Origin of the sequence: Nocardioides sp. dk884, from assembly GCF_009557055.1 — a bacterium.
Classification (GTDB): domain Bacteria; phylum Actinomycetota; class Actinomycetes; order Propionibacteriales; family Nocardioidaceae; genus Nocardioides.
The window spans coordinates 3,889,822-3,910,880 of sequence record NZ_CP045649.1 but is presented as its reverse complement, the minus strand read 5'-3'; the positions used below and the strand labels follow the sequence as shown (position 1 = coordinate 3,910,880).

Annotated in this window: 16 protein-coding genes; 10 read left to right on the top strand and 6 right to left on the bottom strand. The window is 73.7% G+C overall.

The window, feature by feature from the left end; all coding sequences use genetic code 11:
- The first annotated feature begins 139 nt into the window (after positions 1 to 139).
- The 4 genes from purL to GFH29_RS18605 all read left to right on the top strand — a co-directional run bounded on the left by purL (position 140) and on the right by GFH29_RS18605 (position 5,071).
- Positions 140 to 2,419, top strand: coding sequence for a phosphoribosylformylglycinamidine synthase subunit PurL (gene purL, locus GFH29_RS18620; protein ID WP_153325236.1), 2,280 nt, complete (start codon positions 140 to 142; stop codon positions 2,417 to 2,419).
- Positions 2,412 to 2,837: an alternative ribosome rescue aminoacyl-tRNA hydrolase ArfB gene (gene arfB, locus GFH29_RS18615; protein WP_153325235.1), complete on the top strand. Its 426-nt coding sequence runs from the start codon at positions 2,412 to 2,414 to the stop codon at positions 2,835 to 2,837. Before purL ends, arfB begins: the two co-directional genes overlap by 8 nt.
- Before the next feature lie 129 nt (positions 2,838 to 2,966).
- Positions 2,967 to 4,214: an IS30 family transposase gene (locus GFH29_RS18610; RefSeq protein ID WP_153321564.1), complete on the top strand. Its 1,248-nt coding sequence runs from the start codon at positions 2,967 to 2,969 to the stop codon at positions 4,212 to 4,214.
- Between the two features lie 125 nt (positions 4,215 to 4,339).
- Positions 4,340 to 5,071 carry an alpha/beta hydrolase family protein gene (locus GFH29_RS18605; RefSeq protein WP_153325234.1) on the top strand — a complete coding sequence of 244 codons (732 nt, stop codon included), beginning with the start codon at positions 4,340 to 4,342 and terminating at the stop codon, positions 5,069 to 5,071.
- Between the two features lie 3 nt (positions 5,072 to 5,074).
- Here the strand turns inward: GFH29_RS18605 and GFH29_RS18600 are convergent, their stop codons facing one another.
- Both GFH29_RS18600 and GFH29_RS18595 read right to left on the bottom strand, forming a co-directional pair.
- Positions 5,075 to 5,875, bottom strand: coding sequence for an ABC transporter permease (locus tag GFH29_RS18600; RefSeq protein WP_153325233.1), 801 nt, complete (start codon positions 5,873 to 5,875; stop codon positions 5,075 to 5,077).
- Entirely contained in the window at positions 5,872 to 6,894 is a 1,023-nt protein-coding gene (locus tag GFH29_RS18595) for an ABC transporter ATP-binding protein (RefSeq protein WP_153325232.1), read from the bottom strand. The genes GFH29_RS18600 and GFH29_RS18595 overlap by 4 nt, the downstream gene beginning before the upstream one ends.
- A gap of 61 nt (positions 6,895 to 6,955) precedes the next feature.
- Here GFH29_RS18595 and GFH29_RS18590 point away from each other — a divergent pair, with 61 nt between their 5' ends.
- From GFH29_RS18590 to GFH29_RS18580, 3 genes are read left to right on the top strand one after another with little or no spacing between them, the layout of a single operon-like run.
- Positions 6,956 to 7,993: a helix-turn-helix transcriptional regulator gene (locus GFH29_RS18590; protein ID WP_153325231.1), complete on the top strand. Its 1,038-nt coding sequence runs from the start codon at positions 6,956 to 6,958 to the stop codon at positions 7,991 to 7,993.
- 9 nt (positions 7,994 to 8,002) lie between these two features.
- Complete coding sequence (locus GFH29_RS18585; protein WP_153325230.1) at positions 8,003 to 8,362, top strand: sterol carrier family protein; 360 nt, start codon at positions 8,003 to 8,005, stop codon at positions 8,360 to 8,362.
- A 28-nt stretch (positions 8,363 to 8,390) separates the two neighbouring features.
- Complete coding sequence (locus tag GFH29_RS18580; RefSeq protein ID WP_153325229.1) at positions 8,391 to 9,737, top strand: dipeptidase; 1,347 nt, start codon at positions 8,391 to 8,393, stop codon at positions 9,735 to 9,737.
- Between the two features lie 50 nt (positions 9,738 to 9,787).
- Here GFH29_RS18580 and GFH29_RS18575 read toward each other — a convergent pair whose 3' ends face one another.
- Positions 9,788 to 11,563 (bottom strand): sensor histidine kinase, encoded by a 1,776-nt coding sequence (locus tag GFH29_RS18575; RefSeq protein WP_153325228.1) that lies wholly within the window; start codon positions 11,561 to 11,563, stop codon positions 9,788 to 9,790.
- A gap of 116 nt (positions 11,564 to 11,679) precedes the next feature.
- Here GFH29_RS18575 and purF point away from each other — a divergent pair, with 116 nt between their 5' ends.
- The 3 genes from purF to GFH29_RS18560 all read left to right on the top strand — a co-directional run bounded on the left by purF (position 11,680) and on the right by GFH29_RS18560 (position 14,720).
- The gene (gene purF, locus GFH29_RS18570) at positions 11,680 to 13,242 is read left to right on the top strand and encodes an amidophosphoribosyltransferase (RefSeq protein WP_153325227.1); all 1,563 of its coding nucleotides are present in this window, start codon (positions 11,680 to 11,682) and stop codon (positions 13,240 to 13,242) included.
- Between the two features lie 11 nt (positions 13,243 to 13,253).
- Entirely contained in the window at positions 13,254 to 14,357 is a 1,104-nt protein-coding gene (gene purM / locus GFH29_RS18565; protein ID WP_153325226.1) for a phosphoribosylformylglycinamidine cyclo-ligase, read from the top strand.
- A 174-nt stretch (positions 14,358 to 14,531) separates the two neighbouring features.
- Positions 14,532 to 14,720 carry a DUF3073 domain-containing protein gene (locus tag GFH29_RS18560; protein ID WP_153325225.1) on the top strand — a complete coding sequence of 63 codons (189 nt, stop codon included), beginning with the start codon at positions 14,532 to 14,534 and terminating at the stop codon, positions 14,718 to 14,720.
- 138 nt (positions 14,721 to 14,858) lie between these two features.
- Here the strand turns inward: GFH29_RS18560 and GFH29_RS18555 are convergent, their stop codons facing one another.
- From GFH29_RS18555 to GFH29_RS18545, 3 genes are all read right to left on the bottom strand, one after another.
- Positions 14,859 to 15,977 (bottom strand): Glu/Leu/Phe/Val family dehydrogenase, encoded by a 1,119-nt coding sequence (locus GFH29_RS18555; RefSeq protein ID WP_228387609.1) that lies wholly within the window; start codon positions 15,975 to 15,977, stop codon positions 14,859 to 14,861.
- Between the two features lie 99 nt (positions 15,978 to 16,076).
- A complete protein-coding gene (locus GFH29_RS18550; RefSeq protein ID WP_153325223.1) occupies positions 16,077 to 17,411 on the bottom strand; it encodes a hypothetical protein in 1,335 nt (444 codons plus the stop codon).
- Positions 17,408 to 20,536: a response regulator gene (locus GFH29_RS18545; RefSeq protein ID WP_153325222.1), complete on the bottom strand. Its 3,129-nt coding sequence runs from the start codon at positions 20,534 to 20,536 to the stop codon at positions 17,408 to 17,410. The genes GFH29_RS18550 and GFH29_RS18545 overlap by 4 nt, the downstream gene beginning before the upstream one ends.
- Between the last annotated feature and the right edge of the window lie 523 nt (positions 20,537 to 21,059).

Sequence of the window (21,059 nt, the reverse complement as noted above, 5' to 3'; positions counted from 1 at the left end):
CCTTCCGCGTGAACTACAGGTGTGTAGTTCACGCGGGCGTCTGTGCAGGTCAGCGCCGTGCCGAGCGCCGGGCGCCCCCGGGGACCGGTGCGCGGACGCCCGCGGAGGGGCGGTGGCAGTGCGCCGGTAGATTGACCCCGTGCCGAAGCAGCAGCGTCCCGCCACGTCCACCCTCGACACCGTCGCGGCCGCCGCCACCGACCCCGACCGGCCCCAGCCGTGGTCGGACCTCGGTCTGAAGGCCGACGAGTACGCCCGGATCCGCGAGATCCTCGGGCGCCGCCCGACCAGCTCGGAGCTGGCGATGTACTCGGTGATGTGGAGCGAGCACTGCTCCTACAAGTCCTCCAAGGTGCACCTCAAGCAGTTCTCCGAGATCCCGCAGGAGACCCCGGCCGGCAAGATGCTGGCCGGCATCGGCGAGAACGCCGGCGTCATCGACGTCGGCCAGGGCTACGCCGTCACCTTCAAGGTCGAGAGCCACAACCACCCGTCGTACGTCGAGCCCTACCAGGGCGCCGCGACCGGCGTGGGCGGCATCGTCCGCGACATCCTCGCGATGGGCGCACGCCCGGTCGCGGTCATGGACCCGCTGCGCTTCGGCCCGCTCGACGCCCCCGACACCCACCGGGTGCTGCCCGGGATCGTGGCCGGCGTGGGCGGCTACGGCAACTGCCTGGGCCTGCCCAACATCGGCGGCGAGGCGGTCTTCGACGCGAGCTACGCCGGCAACCCGCTGGTCAACGCGCTGTGCGTCGGCGTGCTGCGCCACGAGGACCTCCACCTCGCCAAGGCCTCCGGCGTCGGCAACCAGGTGATCCTCTACGGCGCCCGCACCGGCGGCGACGGCATCGGCGGCGTCTCCGTGCTCGCGAGCGAGACCTTCGACGCCGACGGCCCGGCCAAGCGGCCCAGCGTGCAGGTCGGCGACCCCTTCATGGAGAAGCTGCTCATCGAGTGCACGCTCGAGATCTTCGCCGCCGGACTGGTCGCCGGCATCCAGGACCTTGGCGGCGCGGGCCTGTCCTGCGCCACCTCCGAGCTCGCCTCCGCCGGCGACGGCGGCATGCACGTCGAGCTCGACCGGGTGCCGCTGCGCGACTCCACGCTCGCTCCCGAGGAGATCCTCATGAGCGAGTCGCAGGAGCGGATGATGGCGGTCGTCGAGCCCGGCGACGTCGAGGCGTTCATGGCCATCTGCGCCAAGTGGGACGTCGAGGCCGTCGTGATCGGCGAGGTCACCGACACCGGCCGCCTCGAGATCGACTGGCACGGCGAGCGGGTCGTCGACGTGCCGCCGCGCACCGTCGCCCACGAGGGCCCGACCTACGAGCGCCCCTACGCCCGCCCCACCTGGCAGGACGCCCTCCAGGGCGACCGCGCCGAGGACCTGCCCCGCCCCGGCACCGGTGCGGAGCTGCTGGAGACCCTGCTGCGCCTGGTCGCCAGCCCGAACCTGTGCGACAAGTCCTGGATCACCGACCAGTACGACCGCTACGTGCGCGGCAACACCGTGCTTGCCCAGCCCTCCGACAGCGGCATGGTGCGCATCGACGAGGAGACCAACCTCGGCGTGGCGGTCTCGACCGACTGCAACGGCCGCTTCGCCAAGCTCGACCCGTACGCCGGCGCGCAGCTCGCGCTTGCGGAGTCCTACCGCAACGTCGCGACCGGCGGCGCCACGCCGCTGGCGATCTCGGACTGCCTCAACTTCGGCTCGCCCGAGGACACCGACGTGATGTGGCAGTTCGCCGAGGCCTGCCGCGGGCTCAAGGACGGCTGCCTGGAGCTCGGCATCCCGGTCACCGGCGGCAACGTGAGCCTCTACAACCAGACCGGCGAGACCGCGATCCTGCCGACCCCGGTGGTCGCGGTGCTCGGCGTGATCGACGACGTCACCACCCGCACCCCCTCGGGCTTCGGCGCGGCCGGCGAGCGGGTCTTCCTGCTCGGCGAGACCCGCGAGGAGCTCTCGGGCTCGGAGTGGGCCCACGTGGTCCACGGTCACCTCGGCGGCATCCCGCCGCGCGTCGACCTGGCCGCGGAGAAGGCGCTCGCCGAGCTGCTCGCCGAGGGCCGCGGGCTGCTCACCAGCGCCCACGACCTCGCCGATGGCGGCCTGGCCCAGGCGCTCGTCGAGTCCTCGCTGGACCGCATGGTCGGTGTCCGGGTCTCGGTGGCCGACGTGGCCGACGACGCGTTCGTGGCGCTGTTCTCCGAGTCCGCGGGTCGGGTGCTGGTCACCGTCGCGGCCGGCGCGGAGGACCGCCTCGCCGCGCTCGCCGCGCGCCACGGCGTACCGCTCACCGAGCTCGGCGTCACCGGCGGCGACGCGGTGTCGGTGGAGGGGGAGTTCGACGCCCCGCTGCTCGAGGTCCGGGCGGCGTGGATGGCGACGATCCCGGCGGCGCTTGGCTGACGACCTGCCCGTCAGCCGGTCGTGGGTGCTTCCCGCGGCCGAGCTGACCGAGCGGTTCTCCCGGTCCTCGGGCCCCGGCGGCCAGGGCGTCAACACCACCGACAGCCGCGTCGAGCTCTCCGTCGACCTGGCCCGGTCGGCGTCCCTGCCGGAGACGCTGCGCGACCGGGTGCTCGACCGGCTCGCCGGGCGCCTGGTCGACGGGGTGCTGACGGTCGTGGCCAGCGAGCACCGCACCCAGCTGGCCAACCGCAAGGCCGCCCGCGAGCGCCTCGCGCAGCTGCTGCGCGAGGCCGCCGCGCCCCCGCCCGCCAAGCGCCGCCCCACCCGCCCGACGCGTGGGTCGAAGGAGCGTCGCCTGGGCGCCAAGAAGCGCCGCGGGGACATCAAGCGCGGCCGGCAGGGCCGCTTCGACTGATCGGGCCGGCTCCGTTGCTCGCTCGGGGGCCTCGGGTGCGTGTCTTTCCGCGCAATTGCTGGGTTTGGTACCTGCTACCCGCGGCGGAGTCCATCGGTCGAAGCAACGCCGAGTGATGGTGGTGTTGCGATGGGCAGGCGGTACGTGCCGTACGAGGTTCGTGAGGAGTTCTTCGCGTTGGTCTGTGGTGGGTTCGCGCTGCAGGCTGCCGCGGATCGGGTCGGTGTGTCGCATCGAACCGCGACGTACTGGTGGCGATCCTCGGGGCTTGTGAGCCCAGTCATCCAATTCGGTGCGATCGGTGGCCTGCCCGGAAGCGCTCCCGTAGGAGTGCCAGGGATACGCAATCCCGAAGAAGGCCCACGCCGACGGCGGGCGTTGAGCAGCGAGGACCGTGCGGTGATCGCGGCAGGGTTGCGTGCAGGGTGGGCGTTGACCCGGATCGCGACACTGATCGGGCGCGACAAGTCGGTGGTCTCTCGCGAGGTCGCGCGCAACCGCGGCCCCGACGGCTCCTACTGGGCCCCGATCGCGCATCGTGTCGCGCACGAACGGCGACGCCGACCCAAGGCGTTCAAGCTGATCGAGAACCCCGGGCTGTGTCGTCGGATCGAGACCTGGATGGACGACGGGTGGTCGCCAGGACTGATCGCGTCGATGCTGCGCCACGCCCACCCCGGTCACGATCCAGCAGCGAGGATGGCCCGTGTGTCGCACGAGACGATCTACCGGGCGTTGTATGTCCAGACCCGCGGGAGCCTGCGCAAGGACCTGGCCGCGCAGCTGCTGACCAAACGCCGCGCACGCAAGCCGCACGCCGACCCCGACGGGCGCAGGAAAGGGCTGTACCGCGAGGCCTTCACCATCAGCCAACGCCCCGCCGAGGTCGCTGACCGGGCCGTGCCCGGGCACTGGGAGGGTGACCTGATCCTCGGTGCCGGCAACCGCTCCGCGGTCGGGACCCTGGTCGAACGCTCGACGCGGTTCGTGCTCTTGCTGCACCTGCCCGGTCGCCACGACGCAGAGTCAGTGGCCCAGGCGATGATCCGCGAGATGGGTCAGCTGCCGGTGCATCTGCGTCGTTCGCTGACCTGGGACCGCGGCAGCGAGCTGGCTAACTACCGCGATGTCGAGGCCGCCTTGGAGATGCCGGTCTTCTTCTGTGACCCCCACTCGCCCTGGCAGCGCGGGTCGAACGAGAACACCAACCGACTCCTCCGGTTCTGGCTAGAGAAGGGCAGCGACCTCTCAACCCACAGTGCCGACGACCTCGCCCGCATCGCCGCGACCCTGAACAAGCGACCCCGCCCTACCCTGGACCTACGGACCCCAGCCCAAGCGCTGGCCGAGCTGCTCGCCAACCCGGCAGCAGCATGACCGTTGCTTCCACCGATTGACCTCGCCCGCCGGTAGCGGTGCTTTTCGGCGCAATTGCGCCGAAAAGCACCGACCACCCGCCGCAGCACCGACCCCAGGCGTCGGCCCGCGGGCACGATGACCCCATGCGTCCCGCTCAGCGGATCGGCTACGGCCCGCACCCCGACCAGTACGCCGAGCTGACCCTGCCCGCGGGGTCCGCGAGCGACTCCCGCGGGATCGTGGCGGTGGTGCACGGCGGTTTCTGGAAACCGACCTACGACTGCGCGCTGGGGCGCCCGCTCGCGGCCGACCTGGCGGCCCGGGGCTGGGCGGTGTGGAACCTCGAGTACCGCCGCGGCGTCGGCGCCGCGGCGACCTGCGGGGACGTGGCCGCGGCGCTGGTCTCCCTGCGCGAGCACGCCCCCGCCCACGGGGTGTCCCTGTCCCGCGTCGTCGGGCTGGGCCACTCCGCCGGCGGGCACCTGGTCGCCTGGGCGGCGGCGCAGCCCGGCTCGCCGCTGACCCACGTGGTGGCCCAGGCCGGCGTCCTCGACCTGGCCGCCGCCCACCGCGAGCACCTGGGCGACGGCGCGGTCGAGGCGTTCCTCGGCCACCCGCCCGGCGCCGCCGAGGCGGCCTTCGACCCGGTCGCCCAGGTGCCGCTGGACGTCCCGGTGCGCTGCGTGCACGCCCGCGCCGACGACGTCGTACCGCTCGCGCAGTCCGAGGAGTACGTCGCGCGGGCCCGCGCCGCCGGCGGCGACGCGGACCTGCTCGTGATCGAGGACGACCTCGCGGACCCGCACATGGCCCTGGTCGACCCCGACTCGCCGGCCTGGGCACGGACCGTGGACCTGCTGGCCGGGCTCGGATAGCCCTCAGGCGGACCGGTTCATCGCGCGCAGCCCGACGACCAGGCCGAGTGCGGCGACCACGGCCGAGGCCGCGAAACCGGCGCCGACGACGCCGGGGTCGAAGGAGCCCGCGAACAGCTCGCGGACGGCGTCGACGACGTAGGCGAGCGGGTTCAGGTCGGCCAGGAAGGCCAGCCAGCGCGGGGCGCCCTCGAGGGGGAGCAGCACCCCGGCGAGCAGCAGCAGCGGGAAGATCGCCGTCTGTTGCACGGTCCAGAACAGCCAGTCCTGGTCCTTGCTGGCCAGTGCCAGGGCGAAGGACAGGGCCCCGACCCCGATGCTGAACCCGGCCAGCACCACCAGCCCGAGGAGTACGCCGGGCAGGTGCAGGTCGTAGCTGAACGGCGTGACCACCACCAGGATGATCGCGGTCTGCATCAGGAGCGGGACCACCTCCTTGAGCGCGCGCCCGACGAGCAGCGCGGAGCGCGACAACGGCGAGACGAGCAGCCGCTCGTGGGAGCCGGACTGGATCTCCGCGGTCAGGTTGGCGCCGGTGAAGGAGGCGCCCATCAGCGCGGTCATCGCGACGATGCCGGGGACGAACCACTGCAGCGCCGAGCCACCGGAGACCTCGGGCAGCAGCGGGGCGAAGAGCGCGAGGAACACCAGCGGCTGCACCATCGCGAACAGCACCGACACCGGCTCGCGCCACACCGGCCGCAGCTCGCGCACCATGACGTTCCAGGTGTCGGCCAGGAAGCCAGGAGCGGCGGGACCGGGGCGGCCCGGGCGGCCGGTGGAGTAGGTGGCGACGGCGCTCATGCCGCCGCTCCTTCGGTCGCGGTCGCGGGGGCGGGGGCGGCGCCGGGTGCGGCGTCGGCATGGGCGTCGCGCAGGCTGCGGCCGGTGAGGTCGAGGAAGACGTCGTCGAGGGTCGGACCGACCACCTCGAGGCGGGTGACGGGGACGCCCGTCGCGGCCAGGTCGAGGACGAGCCCGGGGACGAGGTCGCGGCCGTGCGCGACGCGCACCGTGACCTCGCGGTCCTGCACGCTCACCGTCGCCTCCGGGACGCGACCGGCCCGCTCCGCGGCCCGCCCGGCGTCCGCGGCGGTGGCGAACCCGAGCGAGACCAGGTCGCCGAGCCCGGCCTTGAGCCGGGCGGCGCTGTCGTCGGCGATGACCGTGCCGTGGTCGATGACCACCACCCGGTCGGCGATCGAGTCGGCCTCCTCCAGGTAGTGCGTCGTGAGCACGACGGTGGTGCCGTGCTCGCGGTGCAGGCGCAGCACCTGCTCTTGCAGGTTGACCCGGTTCTGCGGGTCCAGCCCCGTCGACGGCTCGTCGAGGAACATCAGCGGCGGGGCGTGCACGAGCCCGATCGCGACGTCGAGGCGCCGCCGCTGACCACCGGACAGGGTCGAGACCGGCCGGTCGGCGTGCTCGGTGAGGTCGAAGTCCGCGAGCAGCTCGGCCGCGCGCTCCCGGGCCGCGGCCCGAGAGAGCCCGAAGGCCCGGCCCTGGCTGACCAGCTCGTCGCGACCGCGCTGGGCGTGCGCCGCCGCGTTGCCCTGGCCGACGTACCCGATGCTGCGGCGTACGTCGCGGCGCTGGGTCACCACGTCGAAGCCGGCCACCTCGGCGCTGCCGGAGGTCGGCGGGAGCAGGGTGGTCAGCATCCGCAGGGTCGTGGACTTGCCGGCGCCGTTGGGGCCGAGGAAGGCGACGAGCTCGCCGGGGGCGACCTGGAGATCGAGGTCGCGGACGGCCTCGATCGTGAACTTGTCGCGGGTGAAGTGCCGGGTGAGACCCCGGGTCCGGATCACTGGTGACTGGCTCATGACCCCAGCCTCCCGAGCGATCAGGACAGTTTCCGGCCGCTTTCCGACCTAACCTGGGGAGATGTCCACCGCTGCCCGGATGCTGCGCCTCCTCTCCCTGTTGCAGACCCACCGGCACTGGCCCGGCCCCGAGCTCGCGGCCCGACTCGAGGTCAGCCCCCGCACCCTGCGGCGCGACGTGGAGCGGCTGCGCGACCTCGGGTACGCCGTCGAGGCGGCGCGCGGCGTCGACGGCGGCTACCAGCTGCAGGCGGGCGGCGCGCTGCCGCCGCTGCTGCTCGAGGACGAGGAGGCGGTCGCGATCGCGGTCGGGCTGCGCCAGGCGACCACCGGGTCCGCCGCGGGGCTCGCGGAGACCTCGGTGCAGGCGCTCACCAAGGTGATCGCGCTGATGCCGCCCCGGCTGCGCCGGCGCATGGAGGCGGTGCGCTCGCAGACGGAGTCGCCCGGCCCGTGGCGCGGTGCCCCGGTGCTCGACGCCGGCACCCTCACCACGCTCGCCCAGGCCTGCCGCGACGAGGAGCCCGTCGACTTCACCTACACCCCGGCGGCCCGCGGTGGCGGCGCTGCCGAGCCGTCCCGGCGTCGCGTCGAGCCGCACCGCCTGGTCACCCTCGGTCGCCGCTGGTACCTCGTCGCCTACGACCGCGACCGCCAGGACTGGCGCTCCTTCCGGGTGGACCGGATCGCCGAGGTCGGCACCACCGGGCAGCGCTTCCGACGCCGCGAGCTCCCGGCCACCGACGCGGTCGCCTTCGTCGAGGCGGGCATCCGCGGCATGCCGCACCGCTACGCCGTACGGGTGCGGGTGGCGGCGCCGGCCGCGACCGTGGCCGCCGCGGTCGGTCAGTGGGGGCGGGCGGTGCCGCTCGAGGACGAGCCCGGCTCGTGCGTGCTCGAGATGGGCGTCGACGATCTCGCCTGGCCGGTGGTGGTGCTCGCCCAGGTCGGTGCCGACTTCGTCGTGGAGTCGCCGCCGGAGCTGCGGGAGACGGTCGCGCGGACCGCGGCGGTCTTCACCCGGGCCGCGCTGCCGGGGTCGGAATCGGGATCGGGATCGGGATCGGGTGGGCCCCGGCCGCCGTCGGCCACCTCCTAGGCTGGTGGCGTGCCCGCCCGTCTGAAGCCCGCGCCCGCCTCCGAGGTCCGCGACGCGCTCACCCGGCTGCGCGCCGGGGAGGCCGAGAAGCCCGACCTCAGGCTGCTGGTCAAGCACTTCCTTGCCGTGCTCGAGCAGCGCGCGCCGGGCCACTCCGTGGAGGTGCGCGTCCCGCCGTACGCCGCGGTGCAGGTCATCCCGGGCGTGCGCCACACCCGCGGCACCCCGCCGGCCGTGGTCGAGACCGACGCGCTGACCTGGATCGACCTGGCCACCGGCACGCTCGCCTGGGCCGACGCCGACGCGGCCGGGCGGGTGCACGCCAGCGGGGAGCGCGCCGACCTCACGGCGTACCTGCCGCTGGGGTGAGCACGGGGGAGCGCCTAGGTTGGATGCCATGAGTCTCGACATCCACGCCAGGGTCCAGCAGCTCCTCCCCGGGATCCGCCGGGATCTCGAGGACCTCGTCCGCATCGAGTCGGTCAGCGCCGACCCCGCGCGCGCCGCCGAGGTGCAGCGCAGCGCCGAGGCGGTGGCCGCGCTGTTCCGGGCCGAGAACTTCGACACCGTCGACATCGTCAGCGCCCGCGAGGACGGCGGCGCCCCGGCGGTCATCGCGCACAAGGCCGGCCCGGCCGGTGCGCCGACGGTGCTGCTCTACGCCCACCACGACGTGCAGCCCGAGAACGACCACGCCGAGTGGGACTCCCCGCCGTTCGAGCCCACCGAGCGCGGCGACCGGCTCTACGCCCGCGGCGCGGCCGACGACAAGGCCGGCATCGCCGCCCACCTCGGTGCGCTGCGCGTCTTCGGCGACGAGCTGCCGGTCAGCGTCACGATGTTCATCGAGGGCGAGGAGGAGGTCGGCTCCGACACCCTGCCCGAGCTGCTGCGCCAGCACCGCGACCGGCTCGCCGCCGACGTCATCGTGATCGCCGACTCCGGCAACTGGGACATCGGCGTCCCCGCGCTGACCACCAGCCTGCGCGGCCTGGTCCGCGCCGACATCGAGGTCCGCACCCTCACCCACGCCGTGCACTCCGGCATGTGGGGCGGGCTCGTTCCCGACTCGCTGATCACCCTGAGCCGGCTGATCGCCTCCTTCCACGACGACGCCGGCAACCTGCTCATCGAGGGCCTGCACAGCGGCCCCGCCGCCGACGTGGAGTACCCCGAGGACCGCCTGCAGGCCGAGTCCGGCGTCAACCCGGGCGTGCAGTGGATCGGCTCCGGCCCGGTGGTGGAGCGGCTGTGGACCCAGCCCGCGCTCTCGATCACCGGCCTCGACGCCCCCAAGGTCGACGGCGCCAGCAACACCCTGGTCGCCTCCGCGCGCGCCAAGGTCTCGCTGCGCATCGCCCCGGGCGACACCGCCGCCAACGCGGTGGAGTGCCTGCGCCGCCACTGCGAGCAGCACGTCCCGTGGGGCGCCGAGCTGACCTTCACCGTCGTCGACACCGGCGAGGCCACCGCCATCGACGCCACCGGCCCGGCGTACGACGCGGCACGCGCGGCGTTCACCGAGGCCTGGGACGGCACCGCGCCGGTCGACATGGGCGTGGGCGGCTCGATCCCGTTCATCGCGGAGTTCCTCGAGACCTTCCCGGAGGCCAGCGTGCTCGTCACCGGCGTGGAGGACCCCGACACCCGCGCCCACGGCGCCAACGAGGGCCTGCACCTCGCGGAGTTCGAGCGCGTCGTGCTGGCCGAGGCCCTCCTCCTGCGCAACCTCGCCCAGGGCTGACCCCACGCCGAGTCGGCGCCAATGGCGCGTCGACTCGGCGCCAAGGGCGCTCAGGCCGGCAGCAGGACCCGGAACGTGCTGCCGCAGCCGAGCTCGGACTCGACCTCGATCCGACCGCCGTGGCGGCGCACGATGCGCTGCACGATGGCCAGCCCGAGGCCGGTGCCCGGCTGGGCGACGGCGGCCGGGTTGCTGGAGCGGAAGAACTCGGTGAACAGCTGCTCCTGGTCGGCCTCGGAGATGCCGAGGCCCTCGTCGGAGCAGCTCAGGACGACCTCGTCGGGGGTGCGGTCGAGGTTGACCACGATCGTGCCGCCGTCGGGGGAGTACTTCACCGCGTTGCTCAGCAGGTTGGTGAGCACCCGGTCGAGCTCGTCGGGGTCGCCCATCGCGACGACCTGGCCGTTCGGGGCCTCGACCCGCACGGTGAGGTCGCGCCGCGAGGCGGACACCGCGGTGAGGTCGACGACGTCGTCGACCACCGAGCGCAGGTCGACCGCCCGCCGGTGCACCGGGTTGGTCGGGTCGTCCATCCGGGCGAGCAGGAGCAGGTCGTCCGCGACCCGGGCGAGGCGTCGTGCGCCGCGCTCCATCGCCGACAGCGAGGTGCGCACCGGGCGGGGTACGTCGACCGACTCGAGGATCTCGAGGTGCCCGAGCACGGCGGTGAGCGGGTTCTTCAGCTCGTGCGACACCGTCGCGATCAGCTGGCTCTTGTAGGTGTCGAGGGCCTGCAGCTCCTGCACGAGGAGGTGCTCGCGCTCGAACGTGCGGGCGTTGAGCACCGCCCGGCCCAGGTCGTGGCCGACGTCGAGGGCCGCGGCGGCCTCCGTCTCGGTCCAGGGCCGTTCGCCGACCGCGCGGGTGAGCACCAGGTTGCCCACGCAGTCGCGCCCGGCCCCGAGCGGCACGAAGAGCATCGTGCTGATCTCGATGCCCTGGAGGAAGTCGACGACGAGTCGATGCTGCTTCGTGGTGAGCCCCGTCGACGCGGCGCGCTCACCGGGATCGACGCTCACCACGATGGCGCGCTGGGACTCCCAGGCACGCATGGCCGAGATCTCGGCGAGCGCCTCCAGCTCCGGGCCCAGCACCGGGGCGGCCTCGTTGATGGCGTAGATCGCGCCGGAACGCCGGATCTCCTCACCGAAGGTCTGCACCCACACCCCGCGGGCACGGAAGCCCTCGGCGAGCGCGACCCGGCACTCGCTGAGCACGTCCTCGAGCGCGAGGTGGCTGGAGGCGTTGCGGATCACCCCACGCGCGGCCTCGGCGAGGCGGACCTGCTCGGCGAGCGCCTCGCGCTCCAACGCCGTGACGACGGCGCGCCCGGCCTGCTCGGCGTACACCTGGAGCATCCGGCGCTGGTCGAGGCCGGGACGCCGGCCGTCGGCGGGCAGGTCCATGCTCAGCATCCCGCACAGCATGCCCTCGGTGTCGACCAGCGGCGCGACCAGCAGGTCCAGCGGGTGCCAGGCGTCCGGGGCGTCGATCGGCTCGATGTCAGGCACCCAGCCCCACTGGTCGTCCTCGAGGTCGAGACGCTCGTGGGGCACGAACTTCAACAGCCCCCAGTCGTCGGCGACCGCGATCTCCTCCATGAGCTCCGCGATGGGGGTGCGGCTGCCCTCGAGCGACCGGCGGGCCTCCTCGCTGCCGGCCACCGCGACGATCTGCATGTGGGTGGCGTCGCGGACGACGCTGATCGCGGCGACCCCGAACCCGGCGACCTGCGTGACCCCGTCGGCGATCAGCTGCAACGCATCACGCGAGGGTGCGGTGATCCCCGCCAGGTGCGACGTCGATGCGGTCTGCAAGATGGTCATCGTTCCTCAGGGAGTGGTGGCCGCCACAGCCTACGGCGCGTCTCGTCGCCTGTCTTCGAAGTCCAAGCACCGTCACCGACGCGGGATGCGCGGCCGCGACGCCCTAGACTGAGGGCGTGCCCTTCCTCAGCAGCAGTGGCAGCTCTTCCAGTGCTGGTCGGCGGGGCGGCGACGGCCGCCTCACCCACGCGATCGACCCGCAGGACCAGGGACCCCAGGACGCCTGTGGCGTCTTCGGTGTCTGGGCCCCCGGCGAAGACGTGGCCAAGCTGACCTACTTCGGTCTCTACGCCCTGCAGCACCGCGGCCAGGAGTCGGCCGGCATCGCGGTGAGCAACGGGCGCCAGATCCTGGTCTACAAGGACATGGGGCTGGTCTCCCAGGTCTTCGACGAGTCGACGCTCAGCTCGCTGCGCGGCCACCTCGCGATCGGCCACGCGCGCTACTCCACCACCGGCGCGAGCACCTGGGAGAACGCGCAGCCCACGTTCCGCCCGACCGGGCACGGCTCGATCGCGCTGGGCCACAACGGCAACCTCATCAACACCCACGAGCTGCGCGAGCTGGTGGCGGCACTGCCCGGCCCGGCCGACGAGCTCGACCTCCAGCGTCCGCAGGGCGAGGCGACCAACGACACCAGCCTGGTCACCGCCCTGATGGCCCACCACCCCGACGGCACGCTCGAGGAGCGTGCGCTCGAGGTGCTGCCGATGCTGCGCGGGGCGTACTGCTTCGTGTGGATGAACGAGGACACCCTCTACGCCGCCCGCGACCCCCAGGGCATCCGTCCGCTGGTGCTCGGCCGTCTCGAGCGTGGCTGGGTGGTGGCCTCCGAGAGCGCCGCCCTGGCCACGATCGGCGCCAGCGTCGTGCGCGAGGTCGAGCCCGGCGAGATGATCGTCATCGACGACCAGGGCCTGCGCTCGCACAAGTTCGCCGAGCCCGACCGCAAGGGCTGCGTCTTCGAGTACGTCTACCTCGCCCGCCCCGACGCCACCATCAGCGGGCGCAGCGTCCACGAGGCCCGCGTCGAGATGGGCCGCCAGCTGGCCCGCGAGTTCCCCGTCGAGGCCGACCTGGTGATGCCGGTGCCCGAGTCCGGTACGCCGGCCGCCGCCGGGTACGCCGAGGAGAGCGGCATCCCCTTCGGCCAGGGCTTCGTCAAGAACGCCTACGTCGGGCGCACGTTCATCCAGCCCAGCCAGACCCTGCGCCAGCTCGGCATCCGGCTCAAGCTCAACGCCCTCGACCACATGATCCGCGGCAAGCGCATCGTGGTGGTCGACGACTCCATCGTCCGCGGCAACACCCAGCGCGCCCAGGTGCGGATGCTGCGCGAGGCGGGCGCCCTCGAGGTGCACGTGCGCATCTCCAGCCCCCCGGTGAAGTGGCCGTGCTTCTACGGCATCGACTTCGCGACCCGCGCGGAGCTGATCGCCAACGGCATCGACGTCGACGAGATCGCCCACAGCGTCGGTGCCGACAGCCTCGGCTACATCTCCCTCGACGGGATGATCGAGGCCACCAAGCAGCCGGCCGAGCAGCTGTGCCAGGCCTGCTTCACGGGGGAGTACCCCGTGCCGCTCCCCGACGAGAGTCAGCTCGGCAAGCACCTGCTCGAGGCGACGCTCATCTCCCCGACCGTGGGCAAGGCGCTGCCCGTGCTGAACAACCCGTGAGGACCGACCCCGTGACCGAGACCCCCACTGGCACCGCTGCCGGCCAGAACAGCGCCGCGAACGCCTACGCCGCCGCCGGCGTCGACATCGAGGCCGCCGACCGCGCGATCGACCTGATGAAGGGCTGGGTCGAGAAGGCCCGCCGCCCGGAGATGATCGGTGGCCTGGGCGGCTTCGCCGGGCTCTTCGACGCCTCCGCGCTGACGAAGTACAAGCGCCCGCTGCTGGCCACCTCCACCGACGGCGTCGGCACCAAGGTCGCGATCGCGCAGGCCATGGACGTCCACGACACGATCGGCTTCGACCTGGTCGGCATGGTCGTCGACGACCTCGTGGTCTGCGGCGCCGAGCCGCTGTTCATGACCGACTACATCGCCACCGGCCGGGTCGTCCCCGAGCGGATCGCTGCGATCGTCAAGGGCATCGCCGAGGCGTGCGTCGAGGCCGGCTGCGCGCTGGTCGGCGGCGAGACCGCCGAGCACCCCGGCCTGCTGGCGCCCGACGAGTACGACGTGGCGGGCGCGACCACCGGTGTCGTCGAGGCCGACGACCTGCTCGGCCCCGGCCGGGTCCGCCCCGGCGACGTGGTGATCGCGATGGCCGCCAGCGGTCTGCACTCCAACGGCTACTCCCTGGTGCGCCACGTGCTCCTCGAGCAGGCCGGCTGGGCGCTGGACCGCGAGGTCGAGGAGCTCGGCGGCGCCCTGGGCACCGAGCTGCTGGTCCCCACCCGCATCTACGCCAAGGCCTGCCTCGAGCTCGCCCGGCGCACCCGCACCCACGCGATGTCCCACGTGACCGGTGGCGGCCTCGCGGCCAACCTGGAGCGGGTGATGCCCGCCGAGCTCACCGCGACGCTGGACCGCGCCTCCTGGACCCCGCAGCCGATCTTCGACGTCGTACGCCGGGTGGGCCAGCTCTCCCAGGCCGACCTGGAGATGACCCTCAACTGTGGCGTCGGGATGGTCTCGCTGACCCACCCCGAGGACGTCGACGAGGCGATCCGGGTGCTCGACGGCTTCGGCATCCAGGCCTGGGTCGCCGGCGAGGTGACCGCCTCGGAGACCGACGGAGGACGGGTGAGGTTGATCGGCCAGCACCCCGGCTGGAGCTGACCCGCACGGGCCGCGAGGCCCCCGCGAGAGGCGGTGTTCGCCCACGGCGGAAGCCGAAGGGCGGTCCGGACGTGCAGGAACATCGGCCAGCAGGTAGCGTTGCCCTCACGAGAATTTTCTGAGGACAGCCCGGGAGCCACAGTGCCCCGGCCGAGGTGCGAGGGGGCTGACCCTATGGGGCGCGGCCGAGCAAAGGCCAAGCAGACGAAGGTCGCCCGCGACCTGAAGTACCGCACTCACGAGACGGACTTCGGGAAGTTGGCCCAAGAGCTGCACGGCGGTGAGAAGAACCACACCGAGGACCCGGTAGATCCCGAGGTCCTGGAGAAGTGGGCAGACTACTCCGAACCGCACCGCGACTGACGCCGCGTCGATGGTGTCATCACGTGGTTTGAACCGCATCTGACGACCTCCACCGTGCCGCCAGGCCTCGGCCTGACGGCACGGTGCTGTTCGCCATGTCCTTCTCCGACCTACCGGTCTGAGAGGGGCGATGCGGTGTCAGCCGACCCAGATCCCGCGCAGTCGAGCGATGTCGCGGATCCGGGTCTCGGCGACCCGGTCCGCCGCGGTCGCCGTCGGTACGCCGTCGCGCGCGGCGCATTCGAGGATGCGGCGGGTGGTGTCCAGGATTCCGCCTGCCCGCAGCCGGGCGCGCTCGAAGGAGAATCCTGCCGGGTCGAGCGCGTCGGCGACCTGGATCAGGCCGCCGGCGTTGACGCAGTAGTCCGGGGCGTAGACGATGCCGCGGTCGGTGAGCTCCTTCTCGACCCCGGGACCGGCGAGCTGGTTGTTGGCCGCGCCGCACACCACGCGCGCCTGCAGGGCCGCGACCACCTCCTCGGTGAGCGCGCCGCCCAGCGCGCAGGGCGCGTAGACGTCGAGCGGCGAGGCCACGAGCTCGGGGGTCGAGGCGACCACGCGCACCTGTGGGTGCTCCTGACGCACGCGGTCGACCGCCTCGGGGGAGACGTCGGTGACCGTGACGTCGGCGCCGTCCTCGAGCAGCAGCGCGACCAGGTGCCGCCCGACCTTGCCGACCCCGGCCACGCCGACGCTGCGTCCCTCGAGGGCGCCGGGCCCGGGGGTCGCGCCCCAGGCGTGCTCGGCGGCGGCCAGCATGCCGCGGTGCACGCCGTACGCGGTGAGCACGGAGCTGTCGCCGGCACCGCCGTGCTCGGTGCTGAGCCCGCTCACGTGCCGGGTCTCGCGGGCCACGTCGTCCATGTCGGCGCTGTCGGTGCCGACGTCGCAGGCGGTGACGTAGCGCCCGCCGAGGGAGTCCACGAAGCGCCCGTAGGCGCGGAAGAGCGCCTCGGACCGCTCGGTGCGCGGGTCGCCGACGATCACTGCCTTGCCGCCGCCGAGGTCGAGCCCGGCGAGGGCGGCCTTGTAGGTCATCCCACGCGACAGGTCGAGCACGTCGCGCAGCGCCGCGCCGGTGGAGGCGTAGGGGTGGAACCGGGTGCCGCCGAGGGCCGGGCCGAGCGCGGTGAAATGGATCGCGATGATCGCGCGCAGGCCGCTCGCCGGGTCCTGGGCGAAGACGACCTGCTCGTGCTGGGCGGCGAGCTCGAAGACGTCGTCGATGCCGGCGGGGTGGTCGGGGGTCGTGCTCACGGGCATGGGTGCTGTCCGTCCTGTCGGGCCGCCATGGGTGGGCGGCGAGTGCGGACCCGCGGGTGTGGTGCGGGTCACCACCCACCCTAGGTCGCGCGCTCAGCGCGGGACGGACCGCATGAGCACCACGTCGCCGTGGGTGCCGTATCCCGTCAGCCGGCCCCCGTGCTCGGTGCCGTCGAAGCCCGCCAGCAGCCACCCGTCGCCGGTGCGGGCGAGGGTGGGCCACGGGATGTTCGAGGGGTACGGCGCGGCGAGGTCGCCGAGCCGGGTCAGGTCGAGGTCGCACACCGGATAGGCCTGGCGGTCCTTGCTGCTCGCCAGCAGCCGCCATGCGTCGCCCGCGCCGGGGTCGCGCAGCAGCGTGGTGCCCTCGCACTCCCGCGACGCGGTGTCGACGGAGCGCAGGGTGAGCGCGTCGAGCGCCGGGCCGGTGGCGAGCGCGGGGCCGAAGCGGAAGTAGCGCGTCGCCACGACGTACCCGACCAGCCAGCGGTCCCCGTCGCGGACCAGGTGCGGGTCCCAGACGCCGACCGCGGGCACGCCGGTGGTGGGCACCTCGAGCGGGCGGGTGTCGAGGACGTGCTGGCCGCGGGTGAGGTCGGCGCCGGACTCGGCGAGCGTGATCCGCATCGGGCGCGAGGTGTCGAAGTCGCCCCAGGTGCTGGTGGCCAGCAGCCAGCCCGCGCCGTCGCGCACCAGGTGGCAGGCGTGGTCGCCGAAGACGCCCGGGGCGTCGGGGCGGCGGAAGAACAGGTCGCCGCGGTGCGCCAGCCCGAGCGTGACCGGGTCCAACGCCCACACCGAGGTGTGCGCGGTGTCGAAGAACCCCGGCCCGGCGCTGGTCGCGGTGAGCAGCAGCCGCCCGTCGTCGAGGTGGTACGTCGTGCCGTCGGCGTGGGTGGCCAGGCGCAGGTCGCGCAGCCCGAGCTGGCCGAAGCGGCCCCACCGGTGGGCGCCGGTGCTGCTCGCGGCGCCCAGGGTGCTCAGCCAGTCCTCGTCGCGGGTGTCGAGGTGGCCGGCCAGGTCGAGGCGGGCGCGCGCGGTCCAGCCGCCCGGGCCGCGGGTCAGCGCGGTGACGTGGGTGCCGGTGAGCGCGAGACCGAGGGTCTGGACCGGTGCGTCGGGCCGGGCGAGGGCGCGGTGCCGGTGGCGCAGGGCCCCGGCGAGCTCGCGCGGGGCGCGGCGGACCGTCCGGTCCCGCACGCGTGCAGTGAGGCGGACCCGGCCGTGCCGCCCGGGCCCGGGGTCGTGGCTGGCCTCCACGACGACGTCGCGCCCGGTGAGGCGCACCGCGAGCGGCTGGCCGGCGACGAGGGGCGCCTCGACCGCGACGTACGGCGCCGCGGCCGCGCCCGCGGGCAGGTCGCCCTGGACGAGGGTGACCGGACGATGCCGGGCCACGACCTCGAATCCGGTGTCGGTGAGGCTCACCGCACCGCGTCCGCGAGGACCGCGACCGCGTGGTCGATCTCGTGACGCAACGCCTCGACCAGCGGCGCGTAGCCGTCCGTGGCGCCGGTGTCGGCGCGCGCCTCGATCCGCGCCGCCGCGGCGGCGACCCGGGGGAGCCCCAGGTTGAGCGCGCTGCCCTTGACCAGGTGCGCGGAGGTGAAGGTGCGCATCGCCTCGGCCGCCTCGATGGCGTCGCAGATCGCTGCGAGCTGCTCCTCGATGCGGCTCATGAACGACCGGGCGGTGCGGTCGAAGAAGCTGACCCCGTCCTTCACGAGCTCGTCGAGCATGCGCACCCGGGCCGGGTCGAGCGCCGGCCCGTCGACGGTCCAGCGGCGCAGCACGCGGGCGAGGTGCTCGGGGTCGACCGGCTTGGTGATGAAGTCGTCCATGCCCGCACCGATGCAGCGCTCCCGCTCGCCCTCGATCGCGGAGGCGGTCATCGCGATGATCGGCACCCGCGACCCGGGGGCCTCGGCGGAGCGCACCGCGCGGGTCGCGTCGAAGCCGTCCAGCACCGGCATCCGGCAGTCCATCAGCACGGCGTCGAAGCCGTGCTCGCCGGCCAGCGCGGCCACCGCGGCGCGGCCGTCATCGGCGAGCTGCACCCGCGCCCCGAGGTTCTCCAGGATGCCGGTCGCCACCATCTGGTTCACGGCGTTGTCCTCGACGACGAGCACCGAGACGTCGAGGCGTCGCCGGGCGTCCTCGGCGGCACCGTCCCGGCGGTCAGGCGGCGGCGCCTCGTCGCGCCCGCGCAGCTGCGCGAGCAGGGTGTCGCGGAGCTCGGCGTGCGGCACCGGTTTGCCGAGCACGTGGGCCACCCCTCCGGTGGTGTCGAGGTTCTCGCGCAGCCACAGCGGGTCGGCGCTGAGCAGCACGACCGCCAGGTCGCGGAGGCCCGGGTGCTCCGCGGCCCGCCGCGCCAGCTCGACCCCGTCGGCGACCGGCAGCGCGGCGTCGACCAGCGCCACGGCGTACGGCTTGGCGAGGCGGGCGGCCTGGTGCAGCACGGTCAGGGCCTGCTCGGCGTCGGGTGCGGTGGCGACGTCCATCCCCCACGCCCGGAGCTGGTCGACGAGCGCGGCGCGGGCGGAGGCGTTGTCGACGACGACGAGTGCCCGGCGACCGCGCAGGGCGGTGGGGGTCTCGGCGGCGCACGGGGCGACGGGCCGCTGGAGGCGGGCGGTGAAGGTGAAGGTGCTGCCCACGCCGGGGCGGGACACGACCGCGAGGGTGCCGCTCATCGCCTCGACGAGCTGGCGCGAGATCGCCAGGCCGAGGCCGGTGCCGCCGTGACGGCGGGTGGTGGACAGGTCGGCCTGGGTGAAGGCCTCGAAGATGCTCTCCTGCGCGGCGGGCTGGATGCCGATGCCGGTGTCGCGGACCTCGACGCGGAGCACGACGTGGCTGTCGGTGGCCTGCGCGACGCTGGCGCGGACCACCACCTCGCCGCTCTCGGTGAACTTCACGGCGTTGGAGACCAGGTTGGCCACGACCTGGCCGAGCCGGGTCGCGTCGCCGCGCAGCAGCGCGGGCACCTCGGCGTCGCACCCCACCACGAGCTCGAGGCGCTTGGCATAGGCGGCGCCGCGCATCACCGACGCGGTGCGTTCCAGGACCGTGCGGACATCGAAGTCGGTGACCTCGAGCTCGAGCTTGCCGGACTCGACCTTGGACAGGTCGAGGATGTCGTTGATGATCGCGAGCAGGTCGAGGCCGGCGGCCTGCAGCCCCTCGCCGAGGCGGCGCTGCTGCTCGTCGAGGTCGGTGGAGAGCAGCAGGTCGGTGAGGCCGACGACGCCGTTCATCGGGGTGCGGATCTCGTGCGACATCGTGGCGAGGAACTCCGACTTCAGCCGCGAGGCCTGCACCGCCTCGTCGCGCGCGATCGCGAGCTCGCGGGCGGCGCGCTCGCGCGTCGCCACGACCCCGAGCTGGGCGCCGACCTGGCCGAGCATCGCGTGCGAGGCGTCGTCGGGCGGGACCTCGTCGGTGCGCAGCTCGATCACCGCGACCACGTCGGTGTGCACGAGGACGGGCAGGGCGACCCGGCTGCCGACGCCGTCGAGGGGGCAGGTGGCCACCCCCGCCGTACGACGGGTCTGCGCGGCGAGCGCGGGGTCGGGCGGGGTGTCGGTGTCATAGACCTCGACCAGCACGGGCTCGGGTCCGGTGGTGTCGAAGATCGCGACCGCCGCCCAGCCGGGTGCGTTCTCCGGGAGGCTGGCGCCGGCGAGGCGGACCGCCTCGCTGAGGGTGGTGGCGCGGTTCGCGATGGTGGCGATCTGCTGCTGCAGGCGCAGTCGGCGCGCGGTGTGCGCGGCCTGCTCCTCGGCGAGCTGGGAGTCGGTGACGTCGTGCACGGTGCCGAGCAGGCGCGAGTCGCCGCCGGGCCCGGTGCGGTCGGACACACCGAGGACGTGCAGCCACCGCAGCCCGCCGTCGGGCAGCAGGAAGCGGACGGCCAGGTCGACCTGGCCGCCGTCGGTGAGGGCGCGGTCGTAGGCGGCGCGCACCGCCGCGTGGTCCTCGGGGTGGATGAGGTCGAGGAAGCGCCGCCCGGCGGGGATCCGGGCCCCGGCCGCGAGTCCGAGGATCTGGCGCAGCTGGTCGGTGCCGCTGACCGACGCCGTGGCGAGGTCGCCCTCCCAGGCGGCCAGCCGGCCGATCGGCGGGGCGCCGTTGAGCCGGCGCTCGCGGGCGCGCGTGCGCGCGGCCAGCTCCGTGGGCCCGGCGTACGGCGTGAACCGGTGCAGCCACCCCAGCAGGACGCCGTCCTCCACCAGCGGTCCCCAGCTGACCAGGCACCAGGTGATCGGACCGGAGGCGCGACTGATCGCGGTCTCGGCGTGCCCGGCGCCCGCACTCGGGTCGCTCGGGTCGACCGCGGCCAGCCGGGCGAGGTGCACCCGCAGCACCGCGGCGTCCGAGGGCTGCATCGCCTCCAGTGCCGGGCGGCCGGTCATCGTCGCCACGTCGCATCCGAGCAGCCCACCCATCGCGGCGTTGGCGTAGCGGGTGGATCCGCTCGGGTCGATCAGCCACAGCCCGTCGGGGCTGCCCTCGGTGATCGTGCGGAACAAGTCCCCGGACTGGGCCACGTGGTCTCCTCCAGACGCGGTCGGCTCGCGCCCATCATCCCCTGCCGCCCGCCCCACCGCTGAGCTTCCCCGATGCTGCGTGCGTGGTGCAGACAGCGGTTAGGTCCGTCAGGATGGCCACCCTTCGGGTCCACGCCAGACACCGGAGCGTCCCAGTCGGGAGAAACCGCAGGCGGACAGGGATGTGGCCCCGCCTGCGGGGTGCTGGCGGGGTCCGGGGCGGTGGATCTACTCGTCGGGTGGGTGGGCGGTGACGAGGCGGGTGGTCCCGTGGTCGGTGTCGTCATCTGCGTCAACAACCCGCGTGCATGTCCACGCCGCGACGGTGATCGATGCCCACGGTGCCGACGAGCTGATGGAGCGCAGCCGCGGGCCATGAGAGAGCCATCGCGGCCGTGCTGTGCGCCTGGTCCCACCCGAGCCGACTCGCGACTACCCCCACTGCGCCAGCGAAGGCGAGAACCCCCGCCCCACACCCCTTGACCAAGACATCGAGGGTCCCAGGCAGCGGTGGGCCCCCTGC

What these genes read in the sequence shown, in the direction of transcription:
- GFH29_RS18600 (WP_153325233.1), bottom strand. Translation starts at nt 5,875, where the DNA reads ATGAGCGCCGTCGCCACCTACTCCACCGGCCGCCCGGGCCGCCCCGGT.
- GFH29_RS18610 (WP_153321564.1), top strand. Translation starts at nt 2,967, where the DNA reads ATGGGCAGGCGGTACGTGCCGTACGAGGTTCGTGAGGAGTTCTTCGCG.
- GFH29_RS18575 (WP_153325228.1), bottom strand. Translation starts at nt 11,563, where the DNA reads ATGACCATCTTGCAGACCGCATCGACGTCGCACCTGGCGGGGATCACC.
- GFH29_RS18595 (WP_153325232.1), bottom strand. Translation starts at nt 6,894, where the DNA reads ATGAGCCAGTCACCAGTGATCCGGACCCGGGGTCTCACCCGGCACTTC.
- GFH29_RS18580 (WP_153325229.1), top strand. Translation starts at nt 8,391, where the DNA reads ATGAGTCTCGACATCCACGCCAGGGTCCAGCAGCTCCTCCCCGGGATC.
- GFH29_RS18605 (WP_153325234.1), top strand. Translation starts at nt 4,340, where the DNA reads ATGCGTCCCGCTCAGCGGATCGGCTACGGCCCGCACCCCGACCAGTAC.
- GFH29_RS18560 (WP_153325225.1), top strand. Translation starts at nt 14,532, where the DNA reads ATGGGGCGCGGCCGAGCAAAGGCCAAGCAGACGAAGGTCGCCCGCGAC.
- GFH29_RS18590 (WP_153325231.1), top strand. Translation starts at nt 6,956, where the DNA reads ATGTCCACCGCTGCCCGGATGCTGCGCCTCCTCTCCCTGTTGCAGACC.